General features: G+C 55.6%; 24 protein-coding genes. 4 read left to right on the plus strand and 20 right to left on the minus strand.

The genetic code is table 11. The features are described 5' to 3' along the window. Positions 1-212: 212 nt before the first annotated feature. Positions 213-638 (plus strand): hypothetical protein, encoded by a 426-nt coding sequence (locus IE105_RS03130; protein WP_189495324.1) that lies wholly within the window; start codon positions 213-215, stop codon positions 636-638. A gap of 96 nt (positions 639-734) precedes the next feature. On the opposite strand, the gene IE105_RS03135 is transcribed toward IE105_RS03130, so the two are convergent. The 7 genes from IE105_RS03135 to rimP form a co-directional block, all read right to left on the minus strand. Next, positions 735-1,598 (minus strand): Rieske (2Fe-2S) protein, encoded by an 864-nt coding sequence (locus tag IE105_RS03135; RefSeq protein ID WP_189495326.1) that lies wholly within the window; start codon positions 1,596-1,598, stop codon positions 735-737. A 3-nt stretch (positions 1,599-1,601) separates the two neighbouring features. Next, positions 1,602-1,994 (minus strand): 30S ribosome-binding factor RbfA, encoded by a 393-nt coding sequence (gene rbfA, locus IE105_RS03140; protein WP_189495328.1) that lies wholly within the window; start codon positions 1,992-1,994, stop codon positions 1,602-1,604. 108 nt (positions 1,995-2,102) lie between these two features. Continuing rightward, positions 2,103-3,368: an MFS transporter gene (locus tag IE105_RS03145; RefSeq protein WP_189495330.1), complete on the minus strand. Its 1,266-nt coding sequence runs from the start codon at positions 3,366-3,368 to the stop codon at positions 2,103-2,105. 142 nt (positions 3,369-3,510) lie between these two features. Next, on the minus strand, positions 3,511-6,393 hold the full coding sequence (infB, locus tag IE105_RS03150) for a translation initiation factor IF-2 (RefSeq protein WP_189495332.1): 2,883 nt from the start codon (positions 6,391-6,393) through the stop codon (positions 3,511-3,513). 152 nt (positions 6,394-6,545) lie between these two features. Continuing rightward, complete coding sequence (locus IE105_RS03155; RefSeq protein ID WP_189495334.1) at positions 6,546-7,277, minus strand: RNA-binding protein; 732 nt, start codon at positions 7,275-7,277, stop codon at positions 6,546-6,548. A 21-nt stretch (positions 7,278-7,298) separates the two neighbouring features. Continuing rightward, the gene (gene nusA / locus IE105_RS03160; protein WP_189495336.1) at positions 7,299-8,996 is read right to left on the minus strand and encodes a transcription termination factor NusA; all 1,698 of its coding nucleotides are present in this window, start codon (positions 8,994-8,996) and stop codon (positions 7,299-7,301) included. Positions 8,997-9,000: 4 nt separating this feature from the next. Next, positions 9,001-9,663, minus strand: a complete 663-nt coding sequence (gene rimP, locus IE105_RS03165) for a ribosome maturation factor RimP (RefSeq protein ID WP_189495338.1) — start codon at positions 9,661-9,663, stop codon at positions 9,001-9,003. A gap of 190 nt (positions 9,664-9,853) precedes the next feature. Here rimP and IE105_RS03170 point away from each other — a divergent pair, with 190 nt between their 5' ends. Then, complete coding sequence (locus tag IE105_RS03170) at positions 9,854-10,447, plus strand: hypothetical protein (protein WP_189495341.1); 594 nt, start codon at positions 9,854-9,856, stop codon at positions 10,445-10,447. Here the strand turns inward: IE105_RS03170 and trmB are convergent. The 8 genes from trmB to gap are packed head-to-tail and all read right to left on the minus strand — an operon-like array spanning position 10,444 to position 17,952. Further along, on the minus strand, positions 10,444-11,133 hold the full coding sequence (gene trmB / locus IE105_RS03175; protein ID WP_189495343.1) for a tRNA (guanosine(46)-N7)-methyltransferase TrmB: 690 nt from the start codon (positions 11,131-11,133) through the stop codon (positions 10,444-10,446). The two genes, IE105_RS03170 and trmB, sit on opposite strands and share 4 nt — an antisense overlap. A 42-nt stretch (positions 11,134-11,175) precedes the next feature. Next, complete coding sequence (locus tag IE105_RS03180) at positions 11,176-11,601, minus strand: helix-turn-helix domain-containing protein (RefSeq protein ID WP_189495345.1); 426 nt, start codon at positions 11,599-11,601, stop codon at positions 11,176-11,178. Positions 11,602-11,654: 53 nt separating this feature from the next. Then, positions 11,655-13,268, minus strand: coding sequence for an apolipoprotein N-acyltransferase (gene lnt / locus IE105_RS03185; protein ID WP_189495347.1), 1,614 nt, complete (start codon positions 13,266-13,268; stop codon positions 11,655-11,657). Continuing rightward, on the minus strand, positions 13,265-14,197 hold the full coding sequence (locus tag IE105_RS03190) for a hemolysin family protein (protein WP_189495349.1): 933 nt from the start codon (positions 14,195-14,197) through the stop codon (positions 13,265-13,267). The genes lnt and IE105_RS03190 overlap by 4 nt, the downstream gene beginning before the upstream one ends. 6 nt (positions 14,198-14,203) lie before the next feature. Further along, a complete protein-coding gene (ybeY, locus tag IE105_RS03195; protein ID WP_189495351.1) occupies positions 14,204-14,659 on the minus strand; it encodes an rRNA maturation RNase YbeY in 456 nt (151 codons plus the stop codon). A 9-nt stretch (positions 14,660-14,668) separates the two neighbouring features. Continuing rightward, positions 14,669-15,718: a class I fructose-bisphosphate aldolase gene (locus IE105_RS03200; protein WP_189495353.1), complete on the minus strand. Its 1,050-nt coding sequence runs from the start codon at positions 15,716-15,718 to the stop codon at positions 14,669-14,671. Position 15,719: 1 nt separating this feature from the next. Further along, positions 15,720-16,940, minus strand: coding sequence for a phosphoglycerate kinase (locus tag IE105_RS03205; RefSeq protein ID WP_189495355.1), 1,221 nt, complete (start codon positions 16,938-16,940; stop codon positions 15,720-15,722). Between the two features lies 1 nt (position 16,941). Next, positions 16,942-17,952 carry a type I glyceraldehyde-3-phosphate dehydrogenase gene (gap, locus tag IE105_RS03210; RefSeq protein WP_189495357.1) on the minus strand — a complete coding sequence of 337 codons (1,011 nt, stop codon included), beginning with the start codon at positions 17,950-17,952 and terminating at the stop codon, positions 16,942-16,944. A 207-nt stretch (positions 17,953-18,159) separates the two neighbouring features. On the opposite strand from gap, the gene IE105_RS03215 reads away from it, so the two are divergent. After that, complete coding sequence (locus IE105_RS03215) at positions 18,160-18,453, plus strand: DUF4164 family protein (protein WP_189495359.1); 294 nt, start codon at positions 18,160-18,162, stop codon at positions 18,451-18,453. Beyond that, positions 18,446-18,814: a cell division protein ZapA gene (locus IE105_RS03220; protein ID WP_189495361.1), complete on the plus strand. Its 369-nt coding sequence runs from the start codon at positions 18,446-18,448 to the stop codon at positions 18,812-18,814. Before IE105_RS03215 ends, IE105_RS03220 begins: the two co-directional genes overlap by 8 nt. A gap of 319 nt (positions 18,815-19,133) precedes the next feature. Here the strand turns inward: IE105_RS03220 and IE105_RS03225 are convergent, their stop codons facing one another. The 5 genes from IE105_RS03225 to IE105_RS03245 all read right to left on the minus strand — a co-directional run bounded on the left by IE105_RS03225 (position 19,134) and on the right by IE105_RS03245 (position 24,702). Continuing rightward, a complete protein-coding gene (locus tag IE105_RS03225; RefSeq protein ID WP_189495363.1) occupies positions 19,134-20,378 on the minus strand; it encodes an acetyl-CoA C-acetyltransferase in 1,245 nt (414 codons plus the stop codon). 34 nt (positions 20,379-20,412) lie between these two features. Then, the gene (locus tag IE105_RS03230; RefSeq protein WP_189495365.1) at positions 20,413-21,315 is read right to left on the minus strand and encodes an IclR family transcriptional regulator; all 903 of its coding nucleotides are present in this window, start codon (positions 21,313-21,315) and stop codon (positions 20,413-20,415) included. 110 nt (positions 21,316-21,425) lie between these two features. Then, positions 21,426-21,926 carry a YciE/YciF ferroxidase family protein gene (locus IE105_RS03235; protein WP_189495367.1) on the minus strand — a complete coding sequence of 167 codons (501 nt, stop codon included), beginning with the start codon at positions 21,924-21,926 and terminating at the stop codon, positions 21,426-21,428. A 152-nt stretch (positions 21,927-22,078) separates the two neighbouring features. Further along, positions 22,079-23,683, minus strand: a complete 1,605-nt coding sequence (locus IE105_RS03240; protein ID WP_189495369.1) for a cisplatin damage response ATP-dependent DNA ligase — start codon at positions 23,681-23,683, stop codon at positions 22,079-22,081. Beyond that, positions 23,680-24,702 (minus strand): ligase-associated DNA damage response exonuclease, encoded by a 1,023-nt coding sequence (locus tag IE105_RS03245; RefSeq protein ID WP_189495371.1) that lies wholly within the window; start codon positions 24,700-24,702, stop codon positions 23,680-23,682. The genes IE105_RS03240 and IE105_RS03245 overlap by 4 nt, the downstream gene beginning before the upstream one ends. Positions 24,703-24,711 lie beyond the last annotated feature (9 nt).

Raw genomic sequence — 24,711 nt, forward strand, 5'->3', positions numbered from 1 at the left:
GCGGCTATTAGGCGGGATTGACCCCGCTGTCACAGAGTTAAGCCAGAGGTTATGTGATCCTCGCCGCAATATATAAGAGTCATTTTAGCATCAAAAATTCCGTAAAAATTACGGCTAGCATTTCTTTTCGCGGACTAAATCTATGGTTGCCGTTATCAAATATCAACACCATGGCGGCTTATTGAAAAAACATCATCACTTCTGGGGATATTATGAATACCAAACTATTTTTGCTTGCGGCTGCGGCCATAGCAATGACGGGCTGTTCGACGATCGTTAACGGTTCAAATCAAACGCTCAGCTTCAAAACTGGATCAGTTGAAGGCGCGAACTGCGACCTAACAGGCGGGAGCGAGTTTGCCGTTCAAGAAAGCTTTATGACACCCGCTTCCATTGAAATTCCGCGCAGCAAAAAAGCGCTCCAACTCGAATGTTCGAAAGACGGATATTTGACAGCGTCAAAGACCGTATATTCTAAAGTAGAAGCCACAACCGGCGGCAATCTTTTGTTTGGTGGTTTCGTTGGGGCTGGTGTTGATGCCGCAACAGGCGCTCTCTATAAATACCCTGAGACTGTGAACCTTCCATTGGAAGCCATTGGTGATACACCGACGGTCACTGGCGAACCGATCTCTTAATCGGAGTCTCGAGGCTCTAAAATTTCACCCTCTCCCATTGGAGAGGGTTTTTATATGCGAAAAGTTGGTTCGAATATGGTGACACGGAGATGCACCTTAGAGGACTAAGAAAATTTGTCTGTCTCGTAACTCGATACGCGGCGGCTGTTTCATGGCGCTGCACTGCCCGTCCATATTCTTCCCCGATTCCACGTCGAACCGATAGCCGTGCCATGGGCAGGTAATCGTGCCGTCGGGGGCAATTTCTTCCTCGTCCAAAGGGCCGAGCAAATGCGGACAGATGGCGCTGTGGACGATCCATTGATCTTTCCAAAACCGCACCGCGTAACGATGGCCGCGCCATTCAAGGGAATGAATACGGGTTTTATCAAGCGCGTCTTCGGGGCCGACACACAGCGGCGCATCTTGCGCGGTCTGATCAACCTGTCGCCAGCGCTGTCGATCATCTAGCGCGGATTGACGGCCCTGCATCAGTCCCGCATCTTCATCGTAAAGCTGGCCATATTGCCCCTGTAAATATTGGAGGGCGACGGCGCTGATCGCCGGATTGGCGGGTGTTTCCGGCAGATAAAAGCGAACATCAATGTCAATTTCATTCACATTGACACGGCTGGCTTGGGTATGAATTTCAGTCCCTTGCCCCATGCCGGAGATGACGGTCGAAACCCAGTATTGACGATCCATATCCACGATCAGGTCGATCAATTGATGGCCGCCGGACGGAACGCCTATTTTCGCCCGCCATCCCCACGGCCCGCTCTCAATCAGGTCGATGGATGAAAAGGACGCAGCATGCACATGCGGGAGATGTTCCCAATCATGGGCATTTTCCATCATCCGCGTCAGGTTGACCGGAAGGCGGCGCGTATAGTTGCCGAGATAATGCAGTCCGGGCAGGCGATCATAATCCACGGTATTTGACCGGACGTTACAGGCTGTCTTCTCCTCAGCGGTCAGCAAAGCCTATTCCTCTTCGCCGCCCAAATCACGTACGACCTCTGGACGGGCAAGCAATCGCGCCATGTCGTCAGCTGTCTCAAAGGTCGTATCGAGCTTGAACACCAAGCGTGGCGTGCTTTTCATTTCCAGCTCCTTCCCCAACCGTCCGCGTAAAAATCGCGCACAGCGCTGTAAACCCTCGATCACCTCTGGGCCATTACCGCCCCGACCCAGTGGCGCGGCAAAAACAGTCGCGACACGCAGGTCCGGCGCGGCGCGCACTTCGGCGATCGTGACGCTCACGCCTTTTAAGGCGGGATCACGCAAATCTTCTTTATTGATAATTTCCGCCAGCGCGCGGCGAATGACTTCGCCCGCTTTGAGTTGACGTTGGGACGGGGGACGATTTCGGCTCATGAGGATTCAATCTTTACGAAAATATATCAGCAGGGTTCAGGTCTATGTGGAGGCGCGACAGGCAAATGTGAAGAACCTGCCGTTCAACACCGTCTCATTAGGGGTATTTCAAACATCTTTTTTCTGTTTCGGTCCAGACGGTGTCCGGAATTTGTGAAGGCGCGCACCCATTAACCCGACGGGGGCTGGCATGGCCGGATGCCAACGGCTTCGCATCACTGTCGCGGGTCGTGCGCTGCGACGGGCCATCATGGCCACCGCTAAGAGGGTAAGCCCCCCGGCCGTAAAGAAGAAGAGCGCTGTCCCTGCTGCAAACAGACTAACGACAAGACCCGCCAGAATTGGCCCGACAACCGACCCTGTGGCCCAGCATATGATGAGCACACCCATAAGTTCGGTCACGCGCCCATCCGTCATCCGGTCAATGCCATGGGCGACGCTAATACTGTAAAAGGTCAGCGACCCGACACCCCAGACCGCCAGCAGGCCTAAAATGGCCGCGCGTGGCAAAGTCTGGCCATATAACGCTAACGCAAACACTGCGACGGCCGAGAGCAAACATTGGCCCGCAATGGTGGTGCGCCGGTCTAGCCGGTCAGACAGCCGCCCTAACGGCCATTGCGCGATCAACGCGCCGCCATTGGCCGCCGCAAAGGCCAAAGCGGCCGCCGTAATCGGGTTCATCTCTGGCATGACGCCGGTCGCGTAAATTGGCAAAAATGCAAATGTGCCCGTGTTGATTACCCCTGCCATAAAACACCCGACCATCGCGGACGGCGCCATACGGGCGACATATCGGATGGGCAGGCCTTTTGTCTTCTGGCGGGTCGGTTCAATCTGTTTTGTGAGGCAGACCGGGATCAAAGCACACGCGAGAAACAAGCCGGTCAGAACAAAAGTATGCGGCGCGAGTGGAGCCGCCCCGGCAATGAGAAAAGGTCCCGTCATGATGGCCGCTTTGGCCGCAACATTATAGACGCTAAGAATACTGCCGCGTTGATCCTCTGGCGCCGCTTGGCCGAGCCACGCTTCGGCCGACGCAAACATCGCCGCAAACCCGACCCCTTGTATGATCCGGATTGGCGCCCAGGCCCAAATTGGCAGAACGAAACTTAACGCCAGAGAGCCGACTACGGTTAAGCTGACGGCGGCACTAAAGGTCCGTATATTTCCCGTACGAGCAACGATCTGAGGCGCGAGATAGGCTCCCAACATCATACCCGCCGCGTATAAGGCCGCGACAAAGCCAATCATTTTGGCATCCGCGCCCAATGCGGCCAAACCCAATGGCACAATAATGCCCAGCGTTCCGCCTGCGAGCTGGAGGAACCAGACAGCAACAATTAAGACAAAAACGGAGCGAAATGCATGCATGATTACGCCTAGCCTTTCACGGCCGATCCGATTGGGCACGCCGTGTGGCGATGGCGAAAACCGGATGAATATATTTCATCGAAAAAGGGAGGCCGGAGCCTCCCTTTCATTATTTGGTCCTGAGAACGAAAGCGAAACCGCGTTATTCGCTCTCGGCTTCCATGTCGGACAGGGCCACATCGTCGAGCGAACGGTCGATCATTTCGACCGTGAAACATTCGATCTGGTCACCCTTGCGAAGATCTTCGTATTTTTCGAAGGCCATACCACATTCCATGCCACTCTGGACCTTTTCGACTTCGTCCTTGAAGCGTTTGAGGGTCTTGAGCGTGCCTTCATGAATGACGACATCGTCACGCAGCAGACGCACACCGGAGCCCCGTTCGACACGGCCATCGGTCACGCGGCAACCCGCGATCTTGCCGAGCTTGGAGATGTTGAACACTTCCAGAATTTCGGCGTAACCGATGAAGGTTTCGCGACGTTCAGGTTTGATCATGCCGGTCAGCACGCCTTCGACCATTTCGATCAATTCATAGATGATCGAATAGTAGCGAATTTCGACACCTTCACGCGCCGCCATCTCTTTGGCTTGCTTGTTCGGGCGGACGTTAAACGCAATGATCGGTGCGCCCGCTGTCATGGCCATCTGAACGTCGCTCTCTGAAATCCCGCCGGCTTCGGCGTAAATAACATTGGCGCGAACTTCTGAGTTGCTTAGCCCTTCGAGCGACGCTTTGATCGCTTCGGCAGACCCTTGAACATCGGCTTTGACCAGCAGAGGCAGCTCGTTGACTTCCTTGTTCTGCAATTTCGCCATCATCTGTTCCATCGACGCGAGAGCAGACGGCTGTGAGGCCGTGACTTTGCGTTTCAGGCCTTGACGATATTCGACGATTTCACGGGCCTTTTGTTCGCCTTCGACAACCGCAAACGGTTCGCCTGGCATTGGTGCACCGTCCAGACCCATGACTTCGATCGCCATACTTGGTCCGGCGGTTTTGAGTTGCTTGCCGCGCTCATCCATCATGGCTTTGACCTTGCCCATATACTCATCGGCCACGATCATATCGCCACGTTTCAGCGTCCCGCGTTTGACCAACAAAGTCGTGACAGCGCCGCGACCTTTTTCAAACCGCGATTCAATCACAAGGCCATCCGGATTGCGTTTCGGATTGGCTTTCAGCTCCATCAGTTCGGCTTGCAGCGTGATCGCTTCGGCCAGCTCTTTTAGACCTGTTTTTTTCTTGGCAGAGACAGGAATGGCTTGCACGTCACCCGACATATTTTCTGTCACAATATTATATTGAAGCAGGTCGGTTTCGACTTTAAGTGCGTTCGCCTCATAGGTATCCATCTTATTGATGGCGACGATAATCGGCTTATTGGCGTCTAGCGCATAGCGGATCGACTCGATCGTTTGTGGCTTAACGCCATCATCCGCCGCGACGACAAGGACAACAATGTCGACCGCTTCCGCGCCGCGGGTTCGCATTTGTGCGAACGCCGCGTGGCCCGGCGTATCTAGCACGGTGATTTTATCGCCTGTCGCCAATTGCAACTGATAGGCACCGATATGCTGCGTAATCCCGCCCGCTTCGCCAGAGGCGACATCGGTGGAGCGCAAAGCATCGAGCAAAGATGTTTTACCGTGATCGACGTGACCCATGATCGCAATCACAGGCGCACGAGGTTTACGGTCTTTTTCAGCTGACGGTTCATCATCGATAAGGAAGTTATCTTCGACATCGGCGTCCGAGACACGTTTGACCGTGTGACCAAAATCTTCGACGATCAGCTGTGCCGTATCGGCATCAAGCACGTCGTTCATAGTCGACATGGTGCCTTGCTGCATGAGGTATTTCACCACATCCGCGCCCCGTTCCGCCATCCGGTTGGCCAAATCAGCGATCGTGATCGTTTCCGGCACAACGACTTCGCGCTGAACTTTTTCACGGGATCCAGATCCACCCATACGGCGCTGGCGTTCACGTTCGCGCTTCCGCTTAACCGCGGCGAGCGACCGTTGACGTTCATCATTGCCCGAAAGGGCTGACACGATGGTAAGCTTACCGCGACGCCGTTTTTGCTCACCCTTAGACCGGGTTGGCGGCGGCGTGTTGCGCTTCTTCTTGATGCGTCCGCCCGCTTTTTCGATCTCGGAAAGCTCTTCGCCTTCCGTGCGTTCGAGCGGAGAGCCGACACTTTTACGTTGCAGGCGCTCTTGGTTTTCTTTTTCTTTTTCGCGCTTCGCTGTCTCTTCTTCTTCGATGCGTTTCAATTCGGCTTCTTCTTCGGCCTTTTTCTTGGCTTCCAATTGGGCCTGCTCATCGCGCATCCGAGCCTGACGGGCTTCGGCTTCGGCGGCTTTCTTGATAGCCCGTTCAGCGGATTGAGCTTGTGCTTTCATCAAGGCGGCTTGACGCGCCTTATATTCAGCCACGGACAAGCCAAGACCGCGTGCCGCAGCCGCAATATCCGCATCACTCACTTTTGGGGCAGCCGGTTTCGGTTTAGGGGTCGGCTTGGGAATTGGTTTCGCTTCCGCTGCCGAGATAATTGGCGGTGCCAAAGTCGGCCCTTTCGGGGCCGCGCCTGTCTTTATCGTCGCGGCTTGCGGGCCTGTTGCAGGGCGCGCGTCGTCAGCGTCCGGCTTTGGAATATCCACGGCTTTTGCCGCCGGGCTCTCAACCGGCGCTGTTGGCGCTGGCGTAGGCGCTTCAGCCACAGGGGCCGCAGGCGCTGGCGCGGGCGTCGCGGTCACGGGCGTTGGCTTTGGGGCAACCGGTGCTGGCGTCGGAACGGGCGCCGGAGGCGGCGTCGGCGTATTTTTCGGTGTCAGCTGAATCTTTGGTTTCACCCCGGCCGAGCCTGTTGCGCCGGCTCCCGGTTTGATCAAACGCTTCTTTTTCTTTTCAACGACGACGGCCGATGGGCGCGCGCCTGTCCGGCGCGGTCCCCGGGTCGGGCCACCTGGGCGTCCCCCAATTGGGCCGCGCGGTCGGTTGTTATTATTGTCGCTCATTCTATTCTTTCAAATCATCATATCGGCGGGCAAATCATCATGCCATCGGTGCGATCGCTCCGGCTTATCAGACCGGGTCCATCGCGTTTTGGGTCGCCGGGTCGCGGCCCCTCTTGACGACGGGCCACAACCTAGCGGGAAACCATAGTTTTTCAACCGCTGTTGGGCGGTGGTTCTTCGGGTGGCGGTTCCAGCGAAATTTCGTGCTGAAAATCGTCCCAGTGATCCGGAATAAGCGGTTCAAAACCCGAAAGCTTTTTTGCACTGCGTCGGATGGCTTTGACCATCTTGCCGGTTGTTAGAGCGGCGTGGACCACGGGGCTTCGCCCCAGGGCGAGACCAATGTCTTCCGCGCTAAAACAGCCAATAACGGGCGGATCAACGCGTCCTAATTCTCGGGCGGTTGCGACGCTAAGCGTCCGCAATTTTCCGCGCCCATCAGAGGCGCCATCAGACGCTTCGATGCGGATTGCCACCTCACCTTTGGCCGCGACTTCGCGAACGCCCGTTTGACCATAGGCCAGACGACCCGCTTTGCGCGCCATTGTTAACTGACCCATTAAACGGCGCCGCAATTGCTGATGCGTTTGCGTGATCAGCGTGTCCGCGTCAATTTTGACTTTTGCTTTAAACCCGCGGTTAAAACCGCCGCGTTTGACCGCGTCGCGAAGATCATCGGCATTGGCCGTTACCCACACGCCGCGACCCGGCAGTTTTTCATAAACGTCAGCGACAACTTCTTGGTCGGGCGACAGAACAAACCGTACCATCAGATTAGGGTCGCGCACCTCTCCGCTTGCCACGCAGCGGCGTTCCCGCGGCTTATGGCCCCGACGATCTTCCCCGATTAGGTCGGGGTGCGAGATGGCGGACTCCGCGCTCAAGCGGTCCGGTCTACAGGCGCATTAAGCGCCTGTTCCTTTGTTTTGGCCCGGTTCAGTTTTGAACAAGGCTTCAGCGGCGTCAATGGCCCGTTCCGGCGCTTTATAAGCTCCCGGATTTTCGGCTTCCTCGCCGTCATCCGCCTCATCAGCAGACTGGAGATCTTCCTCACTAATCCACCCGGCGTGAACACGCGCGCGCATGATCAGGTCCGACGCTTCTTCGTTGCTAAACTTCATGCCTTCAAACAGGCCGGGTTCGCGAACTTTCGCCCCATCCTTATATTCAACATAACCCGTCAGATCATCCGGCACGAGACCCGCAACATCTTCAACGGTGAAGACTTCGTTCTCGCCGAAAATGACGGTCATTGGCAACGTGACACCTTCGATTTCCAGAACGCCGTCTTCGACACCCAGTTCAACCCGTTTGGCATCCTGCTCTTGCGCAATCTTTTCAAGATATTCGCGCGCCCGCGTTTGCAGCTCTGTGGCCGTTTCTTCGTCGAAACCTTCGATAGAGGTCAGCTCGTCCAATTCGACATAACCGACTTCTTCCATTGTCTCAAAACCTTCCGAGACAAGCAGTTGCGCGACCATTTCATCGACATCCAAGCCTTCCATGAAGAGCGCAGAACGCTCACGGAATTCTTGCTGACGACGTTCTGACTCTTGCTCTTCCGTTAAGATGTCCAACGCCCAACCGGAGAGTTGCGACGCCAAACGCACATTCTGGCCACGACGGCCAATCGCGAGAGACAATTGATCTTCAGCAACAACAACTTCGATACGTTCGTCTTCTTCGTGAATGACGACCTTGCTGACGGTTGCAGGCTGCAACGCATTGACGATGAACGTGCCGAGGTCCTCGGTATAAGGAATGATGTCAATTCGTTCGCCTTGCAGCTCGTTGACAACCGCTTGAACGCGCGAACCGCGCATACCGACACAAGCCCCAACCGGATCGATTGAGCTGTCATTGGAATAAACGGCGATCTTCGCACGGGATCCGGGATCACGGGCGACGGCAACAATCTGGATTGTACCTTCATAAACTTCCGGCACTTCTTGCGCGAACAATTGCGCCATGAATTGCGGATGCGCGCGAGACAAGAAGATCTGTGAGCCGCGCTGCTCTTCACGAACATCCATGATGTAGGCGCGAATGCGGTCGCCCGGCTTAACATTTTCACGCGGCAAGGCCTGATCGCGACGGATCACAGCTTCGGCGCGGCCCAGGTCCACAATGATGTGACCATATTCGACGCGTTTGACGATACCGTTGATGATTTCGCCGATACGGTCTTTGAATTCTTCGTATTGACGTGCACGTTCTGCTTCGCGAGTCTTTTGCGTGATGACCTGTTTGGCCATATGCGTCTGCACCCGTGACGGCTCGATCATCGGCAAAGATGTTGAGATCTTTGCACCAAGCACGACATCAGGGTCATCCAACTGGGCTGTGGCCAAACTGATTTCCGTATATTCGTTTGTGACTTCTTCCACGACCGTCATGTCGCGGCGCAGGCTCATCTCACCCGTTTCAGGATGTAAGAAAGCGCGGATATCCAGCTCAGCGCCGTAACGCATCTTGGCGGCGCGTTCGAACGCCTCTTCAATCGCGCCCAGCACGATCTGTTTATCAATGGATTTCTCTTCAGCGACCGCTTTCGCGATTTGAAGCCATTCCAATTTATTTGCGGAAACGCCGGCGATGCCCATGACGCTATTCCTCTTCTTCGTTGGCGGGAGCGGCGGCCAAAATTGCGTCTTGGACCGCGTCTTTCTTGCGTTGGCCTTCGGCGACCAACTCATCAGTAATCAGTAATTTTGCTTCAACGATCCAATCGAACGGAATGGACGCTGTACTATCTTCGTCCCCGTCCAGATTAATATCAACATGACCATCATCAACGCCCGCAAGAACACCGCGGAAACGTTTACGACCTTCGACCAACCGATCCAGCTCTAGCCGCGCCAGATAGCCCTCATAGGCCGTGAAATCTTCATAAGCCGTCAGCGGACGATCCATGCCCGGGCTGCTAACTTCCAAAACATAGGCATCATCAAGCGGGTCTTCCACTTCCATGATGGCCGACAACTCACGCGACAGCGCTTGGCAATTTTCGATGCCCATCATGCCATCCGACAGACGCTCAGCCATAATTTGGACTGTCCGGCGCTTGCCGGCCATGACGCGAACGCGCACAATTCGCAGGCCCAGATCGGCAGCGATCGGGTCAGCGAGTTCTAAAATACGCTCGTCAGTATGAGTCTTCGTTTTCAGTGTGCGTCTCTCAATTGTGGTTTGACCAATAAAAAAAGCGGCCCCCGGAACGGTGGGCCGCCTGGCTGGCAACGTGCCAGTTCCGGCGATGTTGCAGTGCATTTAGAGGGTCTCACTTAATCTTTCAAGTGAGGATGACACGGAAAAACCGGCTCTCCTTGGCACACCCTCGCCCCAGCTGTCGTGTCTATTTGACAAAGAAACAGTTTGGTGACAGTTTTAAGACATATATGTCATATTGTTGACACGCAACACTGGTGACACACAGAATATTTGAGGAATAGACAATATCATGACTGACACAATTACACTTTTGCAATTCAAATCACCGTGGCAAGGCCGTTCAGGGTTCGCCCGCTACAATCAGAACACCGTCACAGGTGAGCTGACCCCAGCGCGCAAAGCGAAAACGAAGAAACTTCTCCGTAAGGGGCAAAAAAATACCGACGGATTGATTTTGTTTCCGACATGGCCGACCCGTAAAGGGCTCGTCGTGACTGCGGATGAAACCGGTCTGCAACTGACGCAGGTCGTCCGCGGTCGTCCCGATCAGTCAAGCGCCCCGATTAGCACGGCAGATCCTGCGTTCCGTAGCGAGATTGCCGAACGCCTTCTCTATCGGAGTTTCACATTTAGTGATGGAACAACAGAGATGAACTTCTCTGATTTGTCCGCGCGCTTAGTCGGCGCTCAGCGGACCGCCTATGAAGTGTTCCCGACTCCGGACTTTTCGCCCTTTGCCCGGTTGATTGGGATCATTAACAACCCGGACGCGCACGCAAAATTAGTCAGCGACCTGAATGCGGGGCGCTTTGATTATCCTCGCTGGGGTGAAACGAAGGCGCGGTCATGGCGCAACGGACGTTCTGCGGCTCTTAAAGGCTAACTCGACACGTCATTCGACTGTCGCGTAAACTCAAACCAACGCGGCGTTCGACCTTCACGCCGCGCTTTCGCCTCATATTTCGTACCGGGCCAAAGATCCGGCGGGTGGACTGGATCATTGCCTGTCCACTCAAAGCCCGCACCTGTCGCGCGTGCATGCGACCGGAATCGAGTAAGCGCCCAATCGACGTAATGGGGAATGTCTGACGCAAAGGTCAGGCGTCCGCCCGGTTCTATGACGCGGGCCAGCTCTTGGATAAATGCGGTGCGAATGAGGCGGCGCTTATTATGGCGCGACTTTGGCCATGGGTCGGGAAATAAAATATAGATGCGCGCCAAACAGGCGTCCGGCATTTCAACCAACATTTTACGAACATCGCCCTGAAACAGGCGGACATTCGTAAGCCCCTCTTCGGCAACACCGCGGACGACCTTGGCCGTACCGTTCAAGAATGGCTCCGCCCCGATAATCGACACATCAGGATAGGTTCGCCCTAAATGCAGAACATGCGACCCCATGCCGTAACCGATTTCCAGCCACACCGGCTCAGGCGGAAGCGGATCGCCGGGTCCAATCGACAACCGTGGCCAATGTTCAGCCATGATTTCGGCTTGTGATGTCGTCAGCGTGCGACCCTTGGCGCGGCCAAAGGTTCGAAACTGGTCTTTATTGGGGTCGAAACTCATATCGCGGGCCACTAAACATCCGCGCCGCGCAAGACAAGTCGGCTAGTCGGTCTTCTCAGCACTATCCTTGGCCAGACTGCGCGCCAATTCGAGGATTTGACGGCGTACCGCCTTATTCGTGATCTGCGAGACCGCTTTGGCCAAAGCCACACCGTCAGAACTATTGATGAAATCATAGACGATCGGCATCTGGTCATTCTCAGAAAACTCGCCCGCTTCAATTTGGTTCGTCATCCCTTCGAAGAAAAAACTTACCGGCACTTCGAGGACTTGGCTCAGACGCCACAGACGAGACGCGCCGACCCGATTGGTCCCGCGCTCATACTTTTGCACTTGCTGAAATGTCACACCCAGCTGATCGCCGAGTTTTTCTTGACTCATTTTCATGATTTGGCGTCGGAGTCGGACGCGTGCACCAACATGAACATCAACTGGATTGGCTGAACGCGGCGCGTGTTTACTTGTCATTCGTCATGTCTCCTCTTGAGGCTACCCACTCAACAGATCACTTTGAATCATCCTTAAAACCGCCGTAAATCCGTCACACCTAGTAGTATCAAACATAGATTTAGCAAGGCTAGGACTGCATTGACGACGGTGATTTCAACGGTTTGACCGATGGAAACAGGCAAAACGGCATCCAGATACCCGACGCGTTTTCCACTCAACACACGCTCTGCGCGACCATAGGAATCAAAAACGCCGCTGACACCATTGGCCGCCGATCGAATAAGCGGCAATCCTTCTTCAATCGCGCGGTAGCGCGCGATGGCGGCATGTTGCGCCGGACCGACCGTCGACCCGAACCAGGCATCGTTAGATTGATTGAGGATGGCTTGAGGGGCGGGCGACCCCTCGGATGATCCGGGTGTGAGGCCGGGGAAGATGACTTCGTAGCAAATTTGCGGTGAAATCGGTGGCAGTCCGGGAAATTCCGAGACAAGCTTTTCCGGCGCAGATGAAATTGACGCGATCGCCGTGGAGACAAGACGGGCCCCGATACGTTCAACGAGCTCTCCGCCCGGAATGAACTCTCCGAAGGGCACAAGTTTCTTCTTGTCATTCGATCCCGCAATCGCCGGATTCCCAAGCGGATCAAAGGTAATCGCGACGGCGCTATTATAATATCGGGTCTTAGGCACACCCCGGCGATCCAGCACAACCTCTTGTCTGAGCGAGTTCATCAGCCAGACAGGCGGCGTTGACGTTCTCTGCGACAGCAATCCCCCCAGATAACGCAGCAGCCCGTCATCTTCGGTCACAAGCCCGTTCACGGCCCCTTCGGGCCACACGAGATGGGTTACATCCTCGATGCCCGGCTCGACACTGACCGCCAGATAGCTATTGACGATATCGAGCGACGTGGTGGGGTTAATTTTTTCTGATTGCCGAAACGGAACCGCGACCAAACGCAAAACGACGCCGGGATGAATATCCTGTGTGGCATGCGCCAGACGGTGCGCGCCGAAACTAAACAATGCGGCCAGTGTCACGCCCACGCCCAGCGCGGGACGCCAATCGCGGGTCAACACAGCCCCTCCAATCAGGGCGGCTATGACGTAGATCACCATGGTCAGCCCATAGACGCCGAATAGGCTGGTTGATTGGCTAATCGCGCCGCCAGGTTCCAACGCATAAGCGGCCATATTCCACGGAAAGCCGGACAAAACATGGCCGCGCGCGAGCTCCGCCAGCGTAAATGCCGCAACGAAGAGCATAGCTTTCCGCCATATCGCGCCCTGTCTTCTGCCTTGCCGCGCAACGACAGCCCCGGCCACGCCCCAGAATAAAGACAAAACGATGGCCAGCCCGCCAACCAAAGGCGGGATCATGGGAATGAACTCAGGGCCCCGCTCAATAAAAGCGGACGCGATCCAAAAACAACTGGCCGAAAACCAACCAAGACCAAACAATAATCCGGTCCAGAACCCTGCCCGCGCGGGTCTGTCCCGGCGCGACACGCCGACAAGACGGATGAACAGCAATGTTAGCGAAAGAAGAGTAACCCCCCAGAGATGAAACGGCGCAAATCCAAAAGCCGCGATAGCCCCAGAGGCGATCACAGCAATACGGGATAGCCACCCGGACTGAGACCAACCCCCGCCGTGCCGCAAAGGCGCGTTTAATCGGGTCATGTCAGTGGTAGGGTTTGCGTCATCGCTCCGACCAGATCGCTCTCTGCCACAGGCAAGGTGACTCGTAAGCGTTTCACGCGGCGGGGATCCGCATCAATGACTTCCATTTCCACCCCTTGAGGGTGAACGACAATTTCACCCCGTTCCGGAACGCGACCGACCAAGGTAAAGACGAGGCCGCCTAATGTGTCGACCTCTTCCTCTTCATCCAGCGTCGCAAAGTCCCGTCCAATCGCTTCTTCAAAATCGTCAATACTCATCCGCGCATCGGCATCCCAACAGACTTTACCGCCTTCCAGCACGACTTTCTTGAACGCATCTTGGAGCTCATCATGTTCGTCTTCAATATCGCCGACAATCGGTTCGATCAGGTCTTCAATCGTCACGAGACCGTCTGTGCCGCCATATTCGTCAACGACGATAGCCATGTGGATGCGCCGCGCCTGCATGCGCCGCAACAAATCTGGGGCGAGCATGGACGGCGGAACATAAAGGACTTGCCGCTTAATCGTGCGAATTACTTTGCGATCCGGATATGTCTTGGCCGTCCGCCCACGCGCATCGAACATGAGGTAGGGGAGCAAGTCCTTAATGTGAACCATCGCGATGGGGTTATCGAGCGTGTCCTCGAACACAGGGAGGCGCGAATGTCCGGCATCCCGAAAGGCTTTGGATAATTCTTTTAAAGTTGCGGTCTTCTCAATGGCAACAATGTTCGCCCGCGGCACCATAACATCATCAACACGCAAAAGATGAAAGCGCTCCGCCGCATCCATCATCCGTTCTTGCGCCGCTACTTTTTCTGTCGGTGAGACAGATTCAGCCCCGTTCAGCCCATTCGCGTTACGGCGACGAAAGACCTTAGCGAAAAATGAGGGTTTTGGAGGCTCGGCGGCCGGATCGGATTGCGGCACAGGATCGGTTATCATAACGGCCTAGCGCTTAAAGCCCATGTAGGGATTGTCAATCGACAGCCGCGCTAAGGCGCGCACTTCGCGCGCCTCCATATCATCGGCATCCGCATCGGTCTGATGATCAAAACCCTGCAAATGCAGGACGCCGTGGATCAACAGATGGACGAAGTGATCGGCAAAATCTTTGCCTTGCGCCGTCGCCTCACGCGCAATCGTTTGTCGCGCAAACACGACATCTCCCATCAACCCCGTGTCCGGCGTCATTGGAAAAGAGAGCACATTGGTCGGCGTGTCTTTGTGGCGGTAGTCGCGATTGAGCTGCTGCACTTGCGCATCATCCGAAAGGACGACGGACAATTCACCCTCATTCGGGCTGTCGACCTCTGTCAAGGCGGCTTGCACGGCGGGCTCTATCCGCGACTGTATGTCCGGCCAATCCGCGTAAGGTTGGGCGATATCAATGACGAGATCGCCCAAAACAACGGCTTACGCGTCGACTTCGGCATCGACCTCGGGCGACCACTGCCCTTTGGACGCGAGACCGTTCATTTTCGCGCGGTGTGCGAAAGCCGTTTGAGCCGCGTCATAATTCGCCGCTTTACCCTGCCAAGCAAACAAGGCGGACTGCTGCAAAGCGCGACCATAAGAATAAGTGAGTTTCCATGGGAAACCGCCGATCTTGTTCATCATGTCGAGATTGCGGGTGGCTTCTTCATTCTCCTGCCCACCGGACAGAAAGGCGATCCCGGGAACGGCTGACGGAACCGTGTCTTTGAGCACTTTAATTGTACGTGTGGCGATTTCTTCGCGCGTCGGCTGTTGCGCACATTGCTTGCCCGCGACGACCATATTCGGCTTCAAGATCGTCGCTTCCAGCGCAACACCTTGTTCATACAGCTCTGTGAACAGCGAATTAAGCGCGCGTTCTGTGACTTCGTGACAGCGCTCAACACTATGCGCGCCGCCCATTAGCACTTCAGGTTCGACAATGGGGACAATGCCTGCTTCTTGGCAAAGCGCGGCGTAGCGACCCAGCGCGTGCGTATTGGCTTTAATTCCACCCTCTGTTGGCGTCCGACCGACGGCCACATCCGGGTGAGAAATCTCAATCACGGCGCGCCATTTCGCAAACCGGGCGCCGAGTTCATAATATTCTGCTAAACGCTCGCGCAAGCCGTCGAGGCCCTGCGTGATGGTTTCGCCCGGTCGACCCGCAAGCGGGGTGATGCCCATATCCACTTTAATCCCTGGGATAGCGCCCGTCGCTTTGATGAGATCAACCATCGACGTGCCGTCCGCCGCGCTTTGGCGCAGCGTTTCATCATAAAGGATCACACCGCTAATATGGTCATCCATCGCGGGACGGGTGCGAAACAGCATGTCGCGCCAGTCACGGCGGTTCGTTTCCAAGTTTTCTGTGCCGATTGAGGCAAAGCGTTTGCCGATTGTTCCGGTGGATTCATCCGCCGCCAGAATGCCCTTTCCGGGCGTGACCATCGCGTTCGCGACGGCGACCATGTCGTCCATCTTGCTCATTTTATGCGCTCCCATTTTGTCTATTCGTCTGTGTTACAATTTTTACGCCCGGAAGGTCTTTGCCTTCCATCCACTCTAAAAACGCCCCGCCTGCCGTTGAGACGAAGGTGAAGTCATCCACGACATTGGCTGCGTTGAGCGCGGCGACCGTGTCGCCACCGCCGGCCACAGCGACAATCTTGCCCGCGCGGACGCGTTTAGCGGCATATTTCGCGGCTTCTATTGTCGAGGTATCGAACGGGGGCGTTTCAAACGCGCCCAGCGGGCCATTCCAAATCAGGGTATTGGATTTATCCATCGCGTCCATCAGTTCGGTCACCGTGTCGGGCCCGACGTCGAGGATCATTTCATTCGCTTTAACCGCGTCCATTGAGCCGTCTGCAAGCGACACGACGCGGGTCTTCGCCCCGACTTTGAATTCTGTCGCGACAACGCCGTCAACGGGCAGGATAATTTCACAGCCTGCCTTGCGCGCCGCTTTAAGAATATCGTTGGCTTTGCCCAGCAGGTCCAGTTCAGCGAGAGATTTGCCGACGTCGATCCCTTTGGCGAGTAAGAAGGTGTTGGCCATACCGCCGCCAATCGCGAGACGGTCGAGCTTGGTGACGAGGTTTTCGAGAAGATCGATCTTGGAGGACACTTTCGCGCCGCCGACAATCGCCATGACCGGTTGTTTCGGGTGGTCCAGCGCTTGCGCCAAATGGTCGAGCTCACGCGCCATGGCGAGCCCCGCATAGGTCGGGAGGTAATCGGCGATCCCAGCAGAAGACGCATGCGCCCGGTGCGCGGCGGAAAACGCGTCCATCACGAACAGATCGCCAAACTGCGCCAGTTCTTTGCTTAATTCGGGATCGTTTGTGGTTTCCCCTGGCAAAAACCGCGTGTTTTCCAGCACCAGCACATCGCCTGCACCTAAATCCTTAAGCGCGTTAATATTGAGCGAGGTTAGAAACCGGACAGGGGCGTTTAGCGCTGCTGCCAGCGGTTCAGCGACGAATGAAAGCGATAAGGCCGGATCTGGCTCACCCTTGGGACGACCAAAATGCGACAGCAGAACCACAGCCGCCCCGTGGTCACGCAAATATTCAATCGTCGGCAAAGCTGATTGCAGCCGCGTATCATCCGTAATCGCACCCGTTTCGTCGCGCGGCAGATTAAAGTCGACCCGCACAAGGGCGGTTTTGCCGGATAAATCAGCCTGTTCGAGACGGCGAATATCCATTTTATGCGATCCCTAATCGTTGACCCATGACGCGAGCGACATCAATCATTCGATTCGCAAAGCCCCATTCATTATCATACCAAGCAATAACCTTGACGAGATCGCCGTCCATCGACTTGGTCAGGGGCGCAGCATAAATCGCGCTATGCGGGTCATGATTGAGATCAGAGCTGACCAGCGCATTCCGTGAATAGCAAATAATGCCCTTCATCGAGCCTTCCGCCGCTTCTTGCATCGCCGCATTAAGGTCTTCCGCTGTCGTTTTCATGGCAGGCTGGAACGCCAGATCGATCATAGACACATTGGCGGTCGGCACGCGAACGGCAGCGCCTGCGAGCCGGCCTGTGAGTTCTGGAATTACCATGCCGACCGCTTTGGCCGCGCCCGTGCTGGTCGGGATCATGTTGAGGCCTGCCGCGCGGGCCCGGTAGAGGTCTTTGTGTGAGTTATCGAGAATTCGCTGATCCTGCGTATAGCTATGCACGGTCGTCATAAAGCCGCGTTTGATACCGACCGCATCAAGGATCACTTTGGCAATCGGTGCGAGACAGTTGGTCGTGCAAGAGGCGCAAGACACGAGGCGGTCATTCGCGCCGAGCTTGTCATGATTGACCCCATAAACAATCGTCTGGTCCACATCCTCGCCGGGCGCGGAAATCAGGACCGCTTTGGCGCCGCCGTCAAAATGTGGCTGGCACCGCTCTCGCGTGCGAAACAGACCCGTGCATTCCATAACCAGATCCGCGTCGCCCCAGGCCACATCCGCTGGATTACGTTCATGGCTCATCGCCACACGTCCGCGGCCAAAGTCGATCCAATCCTCTCCTTCGGTTACCGTTGCGCCGAACCGGCCATGCACAGAATCATAGCGCAGCAGATGCGCCGACGTTTCAATATTGCCAGGTGAATTGATGAGGACGAGCTCGACATCAGTGATATCATACTCATACAAGGCACGAGTGACGAGACGGCCGATCCGTCCAAAACCATTAATGGCGATCTTAAGAGTCATAGCGAGAAGGTGACTTCCTGAGAGTTTGTGCGCTCTGGATAGATAAACCTCGGACATGAGATCGACTATCACAGGTGGAATTGCATGCGCGGTTACGCGGAACATTCCGCAAGAGCAATAAAATACCCTTGGCGTGGAGCAAATCTTACGTCATTCAGGTCAGATAATGAGGACTTTAACTAACACGCGATGAATGACAGCGCTGACATGAAACAACCCACCCTCAAGGACGCCGCCCTCGCCCTGCAAACGGCTGTGGCCGCACTTGAGAAATCACTTGATCCAATGTTGGGTAAACTCGCCCAGTTAGAGACCAAAGCGCGTGAGGCCGAGGGATTTTCAGAAGACCGCGTCCGCATGGCCGCAGAGTTAGACGAAGCCCTTGAAGCCCGGCGGCGGCGTGAAGCCGAGTTCGACACCTTATCCAAACAGACGCGCGCGGAACTGGATATGACAATTGCGGCGCTTCAGCAGGCGCTAGGAGGAAATACTGATGGGTAAAGTCAGCCTGAACATTAATGGTCGGGCCTACGGATTGGGCTGTGAAGCGGGCGAAGAAGAACGACTCACCCGCCTCGGTCAACGGCTTGATGCGCGCGTCGCACAGATGGCGGATCAATTTGGCCAAATCGGTGATCTTCGCTTGCTCGTCATGGCAGGCATCACCTTGATCGACGAAATCGAAGACCCTGAGAGCACCGTTGAACTGCAAATTGAAGAACGCCTCGGCGATATGACGAAAAAACTCGACGCCGCGACCAAGGCCCGCGAATCAACGGAAGTCGAAGCCGTTGAAGGCCTCATGACGGCCGCGCGGCGCATTGAACGGCTCGCCGAGCGTTTGGCAGAAACCGGTCACTAATCCGCGGTGTGTCACGCTTGCGTGGGCTGCTAATTCCGGCTTGCGCCCGATTGCGACAACGCCCAAATAGCCTGAGACGGTTTCTGCGGGTTGCGTGATTGCACTAATCCACCGGACCTTACTATATCACTCGGGAGCTGGCTCTGTTCGAACCGTGGTTCGTTTAATTCCGGCACCCACCTCAAACTGAGGTCACGAGGATACAGAACGCCTTCACGGACTTTGTGGGGCCGTCACCCTTTCTTCAACAGAACAACCGTTTTGAGCCCCGCGAGGGGCTGTCGGTTAATCTGTTGCCCCCGTAGATGCGTGCGCTGGGTTAAATCCGCTCTATAATGATCGCCGGAGCCATGCCCCCTGCCGCACACATGGTGACGAGCGCGTAGCGACCGCCACTTCGCTCCAGCTCATCAAGCGCTGTGCCAATTAAGATCGATCCCGTCGCACCGATCGGATGACCCAGCGCCATCGCGCCACCATTGATGTTGACTTTCTCGCGATCCAGATCGAGGTCACGGATGAATTTTTCGGCCACCACGGCGAAAGCTTCGTTGATTTCCCAGACGTCAATATCGTCCTTTGACAGTCCGGCCCGCGCCAAGGCTTTCTGGGCGGCAGGCACAGGGGCGTTGAGCATGAGCGTCGGGTCATCCCCCATATTGATCGCGGTCACGATACGCGCCCGCGGCTTAAACCCATGTTCGTCCGCAAACTCTTTTGACGTCAGCAGCAGCGCCGCCGCGCCGTCAACAACGCCCGAGCTATTGCCGGCATGGTGAACATGCTCCCAATTGTCTTTGAGTTGCGGATAGCGTTGTTCGACCAAATCACCATAAGTTGTGCCCTGTTCATCGACGGGAATATCTCTCCACATCGCAAACACTGTCTTGAGCTGCCCCAAACCTTCTTTCGTTGTTTGCGGACGGGGAAACTCTTCGTGGTCAAGCGCGAGGGTTCCGTCCTCATTATGAACGGGGATCAGCGAGCCAGAGAACCGGTTTTCAGCAATCGCCCGTGCGGCCCGCGCTTGGCTGGTGAGCGCCAACTCATCCAGCGCGTCGCGGTCAATGCCGTCCAGCTTCGCAATGGCATCCGCCGCGACGCCTTGCTGCGTCTGTGGATGTTTCGCACGCAGAGATAAATTGCCTGCATCCATCATAGGCGGCACTTTTGGATCCATGATCGAGGCGGTGTAGCTCATCATTTCGCAGCCCCCCGCGATCACGCAATCTTCCATCCCGGCCATAATCTGCGACGCGGCCAGTGAAACCGATGTGATGCCGGACCCACAGAAACGGTCCAACGTCATACCCGACGCCCGGACATCATAGCCCGCATCAAGCGCGGCCATACGGCCAAGATCTGTGCCCTGCTTGCCAACTTGCGTGCTGGTGGCCCAGATCACATCATCGACTTTCGCCGTGTCCAGATCATTGCGCGCGGCAAGGGCTTTCAAAACAGTTGCAGAGAGATGTTGCGGATGGAGGTGGGCGAGCGCGCCCTTACCGATTTTTCCGATCCCGCGCGGGGTACGAACTGCGTCAATAATATAAGCATCAGCCATGAGAAGTCTCCGGGATCATTAAGTCCCGCACAACCTACGTGGGCGTGATGGCGCGTGCCAAGGCGGCGCGTCCCATAATCGCATCTTCGATGGAGCGCGGAAGACCCGCGACAAATCCGCGAAGCACAGGCGCAATTTCCAACTCCCGCTCAGCGAGGGCATCCGTTGGGCCCACCACACCGACACAAAGTTGTCGGCGCACACCGCGCGAGGGCAGCGCGACAGCAATCCCACCCGTTCCGTTTCCAGACGGGTGATAGGTGACCGCATAGCCGCGCGTCCGTGCAGCCTGGACGCCTTCAAGCGCGGCAGGCGCGTTGTCTTTCCAGAACGGCTTATCGACCTCGTGAATCGTGCGCCGTATCAGCTTGCCAACGTCTGCGTCCGTGTCACCTGTTAGCATCGAGTAGCCCGTCGCCGCGCAAACCAGAGGCCGCACTGATCCTGTTTCGACATGCGCCCGCACAGGCCCCGGCTTATGATGGGTGTAGATATATTGGCTGTAGATCCCATTGCGCATGGCCAGGAACACTGTTTCGCCCAGCGTCTCGGACAGGCGCGAGAGATTATCAGCAAATCCATCCGGAAGACCTGACATTTTGATCAACCAATCGCCGAGAAAGGCGATTCGTAGCGTTGGGTAGAACGCCCGGCTTTCAACTTCGCGTTCCAAATAACCCGAATCTTGCAGAGATTTTGTTAGGGCCGACGCAGAAGATTGCGGCATGTTGAGATTGTCTGCGATTTCGCCAATCGAGGCGGGGCGCTTCACATCCGCAAAAAATTCAAACAAGGCCATCGTACGAAAGCTCGACTTGAGCATGTTCTCAGCATCATCCAAGCGCAGCGCTTGTCCGGGTATCTGACTGCCGCCCACACCCGCAAGGGCGGCCACCGAAAGGCCCAGATCGTCTTCACCATCATCCATAGCATTCATGAAGCGTAGTTTGACACGCTTGACTGAATTTCACCAGCATCATCGGTGAATAGATAAAAGCTGCCTGTGCAGAACACAGGCGGCTTGAAATCAGACGTCTCTGGTCTCTATTATGCGGCCCTTGCGGCTTCGTTGATGGAGCCTTGCGCGAGTTTCGTGAATTCGAGGTCCCCTTCCATCGTTTGCTCCTTGCAGGTTTCCAGCTTTTGCGCGTCTTCTAATGCGCCGAGGCGTTTGGCAAAGGCCTCAACCGAGCCGTATCCTGTGATGGCATAGTGAGCCATCCGTTGGTATTGGCTGATCAGCATGGCATCGCGAACACTGTCATCGCCATATTTCTCTTTTAGTACGTGTTTTTCAGCTTCTTTGGTCAGGCCTTTCATGCCTTGGCACGTGACATTGCCGACACCTTCACCGTGGCTGTCGAGGATGGCTTTGATTTGCGCATTCCCCTCTTTCGTCCCGTCGATGGAGCGTTCGAGCGCCGCTTTGAGGTCCGTATCGGTGGCCGCATCGATCAGTTTCTCGACAGTGTCGTTGGCCTGTTGGTTCGCGTCGTACAGGTCTTTCAATTCTTCGATATAGAGGTCTTTGAGATTATTAATCGCCATGGGGGTCTCCTTGAATGTGGCGCGGTCTGTCGGCGAGACAGTCGCGGGTGGGTTCACAGGAGCAACGAAAACCTAAGAGAAAACGTTCCAAAACTTTGTAATAATGGCGCATTCGTTGCATCTCCTCCTCAAGAGAGAAGGAGTTGCACGCTCTATTTTCCGATTAATGTGTCCATAATTTCAAGCCGATCAGCCTCATGCGCGGGCTTGTCCCAGCGAATCCGACTAATACGCGGAAAACGCAGAGCGTAGCCGGATTTATGCCGGGGGCTTTCATGGGCGCTATCAAAGGCCACTTCAAAAACGAGCTCCTTGTCCACTTCTTGAACCGGGCCATAGCGCGCGACTTTGTGATTTCGGATCCAACTATCGAGCTGTTTTAATTCCTCATCCGTAAAGCCGAAATAGGCTTTGCCAATTGGCAGGAGTTTCGCCTCGCCCTCAACATTCGCCCACAGTCCAAACGTGTAATCGGAATAATAAGAAGAACGTTTTCCTGTCCCACGTTGCGCATACATCAGCACGGCATCCAGCAAAAATGGATCGCGTTTCCATTTATACCACGCATGTTTAGGGCGGCCGGAGACATAGGGTGTATCGCGCCGCTTCACCATCAGACCTTCTTTGAGGCCCTCACTGTCCGCCGCCTCTTGCCGTAACCCGCGCAGATCATCGACCGTAGTCCACTCAAGAATCTCACTAATCGTATAATGATCTGGGTGACGCTCTGCGATGAAGGCTTCAAGTGTCTTGCGGCGTGCGTCTAAGGTCTGGTCGCGAAAGCTGACGCCGTTCTCACTAATTATATCATAGGCAATGAGGTGGGCGGGCAATCGCTTCATCAAAGCCCCGGACGGTTTCTTCTTGCCGAGCCGTTGTTGAAGGTCGTTGAAGGACCCGATCTGTCCGTCGGGGCGCACAAGCAATTCGCCATCAATCACCGCGTCCCAATTGACCGTCGCTGCCAAGTCCGGAAAGCTGTGCGAAATATCATCGCCTGTGCGCGAATAAATCCGGGCTTCGCCATTCATCCCCGCGACTTGCACGCGAATGCCATCCCATTTCCATTCAGCGTGGTGGGTTTCGGGGGAGAGGCGATCTAAATCAGCGGCTTCATCAATTGGATGGGACAGCATGACGGGAGAATAGGTCAGCACGTTTGAGATGTCCGGCATCTCAGCATTGCCGTCGATCCAAGCGAAAAGCGACGTGTAAGGCGGCGTGATTCCGTGCCAGAGCTTTTCCAAAACGCCAACATCTACGCCCGCCATATTGGCGAGAGTCTTCTTGACTGTGCGTGCACTCATCCCAATCCGAAGGCCGCGTGTTCCGAGCTTAAGCAAAGCCCAGCGTTGCGGCGGAGACATATTATCAAGCAGGGTGACTAAATAGGCGCGAATGCCGGGCTTATCGCGACGGGTGAATTCATCGATCACTTCATGCAAGTCCGGCAAGCGGTTCAGGCGCACAGGCTCAGAACTTTGCGGCCAGGCCAGCGCCACCGTCTCGCTCAGCTCACCAACATAATGACGCGACAATTGGAATAGATAGGGGTCCATCCGTTCTTCCATCAGCGTCTTAACAAGATTGCGCTTGAACAGATCGAACGACAATGTTCCACCAATCGCAGCCAGCGCCCAACCCCGATCTGGGTCAGGCGTGCGGCGTAAATAGTCGCTCAGGATCGCTTCTTTCGCGAGGGTCGAGTTCGTAAAATAGAGATCATCGAGCAGATCGGCAAAGGCAGCAAAACTCATTCCCCCGCCGCCTCTTCTATCCCGATCAGATGAAGCCCCTTGGCGTTGATCCCCTCTTTCTTGAGGGCATATTCCAGCGCCTCAACGCGACCGTGGGTGATCCAGACCATGCCTGCGCCTGTTTCGCGACAGGTGCGAAGCAAATCATTCCAATCGGCGTGATCCGACACAACCAACCCTAATTCGGCACGCTTCTGTCGTGCTCGGGCCCGAATCTGCATCCAGCCTGACGCCACTGTCGGCAGCGGATCCGCAAACCGACGCGACCAACGATCATTAATTTGCGCGGGCGGGCAGAGCACAATTTTGCCGCGAAAGCGGTCTTTATCATTGCGGTCGATTTCACTGACCAACTGCCAGACCCCGAAATCCTGCCCGTAGCTTTCATACAGCTCTGTCAGCCGTTTTAACGCGCCGTGAATATAAAACGGATGTTCATACCCCGCGAGCCGCAAGGTTTTCATCACCCGCTGGCATTTACCGAGCGCATAGACGCCAACAATATGGGTGCGGTCCGGAAGCGTCCGCATTGAGCGCATCAGCTTTTCAACTTCATCCTCCAGTGGCGGGTGCTGGAAAACGGGTAGAGCGAAAGTCGCCTCCGTAATGAAAACATCGCATGGCACGACCTCAAACGGGGCGCAGGTTGGGTCGGGATGACGTTTAAAATCACCGGCCGCGACAATACGTTGACCCTGATATTCGAACACCGCTTGCGCGCTGCCCAAAATATGGCCTGCGCTGGCAAACCATAGGGTCACACCACCGCCTAAGTCATGACGCTGGCCATAAGGCAGTCCCGTGGTCTGCGTTTCATCCGCCACATAGTTGCGCGTCCGCATAATATCGATGGTTTCGGGTGTGGCCCAGACCCGGCCATGACCACGGCTCGCATGGTCTGCATGACCATGGGTGACGACTGCGCGCGTGACCGGCACCATTGGATCGACATAACATTCCGCCGGCACACAATAAAACCCGCCTTCGCGAATTTCCATCCATGTTTCCGGATTAATCATGGGAGCTTA

Origin of the sequence: Algimonas arctica (genome assembly GCF_014652695.1) — a bacterium.
In the GTDB taxonomy this organism is placed as follows: domain Bacteria; phylum Pseudomonadota; class Alphaproteobacteria; order Caulobacterales; family Maricaulaceae; genus Litorimonas; species Litorimonas arctica.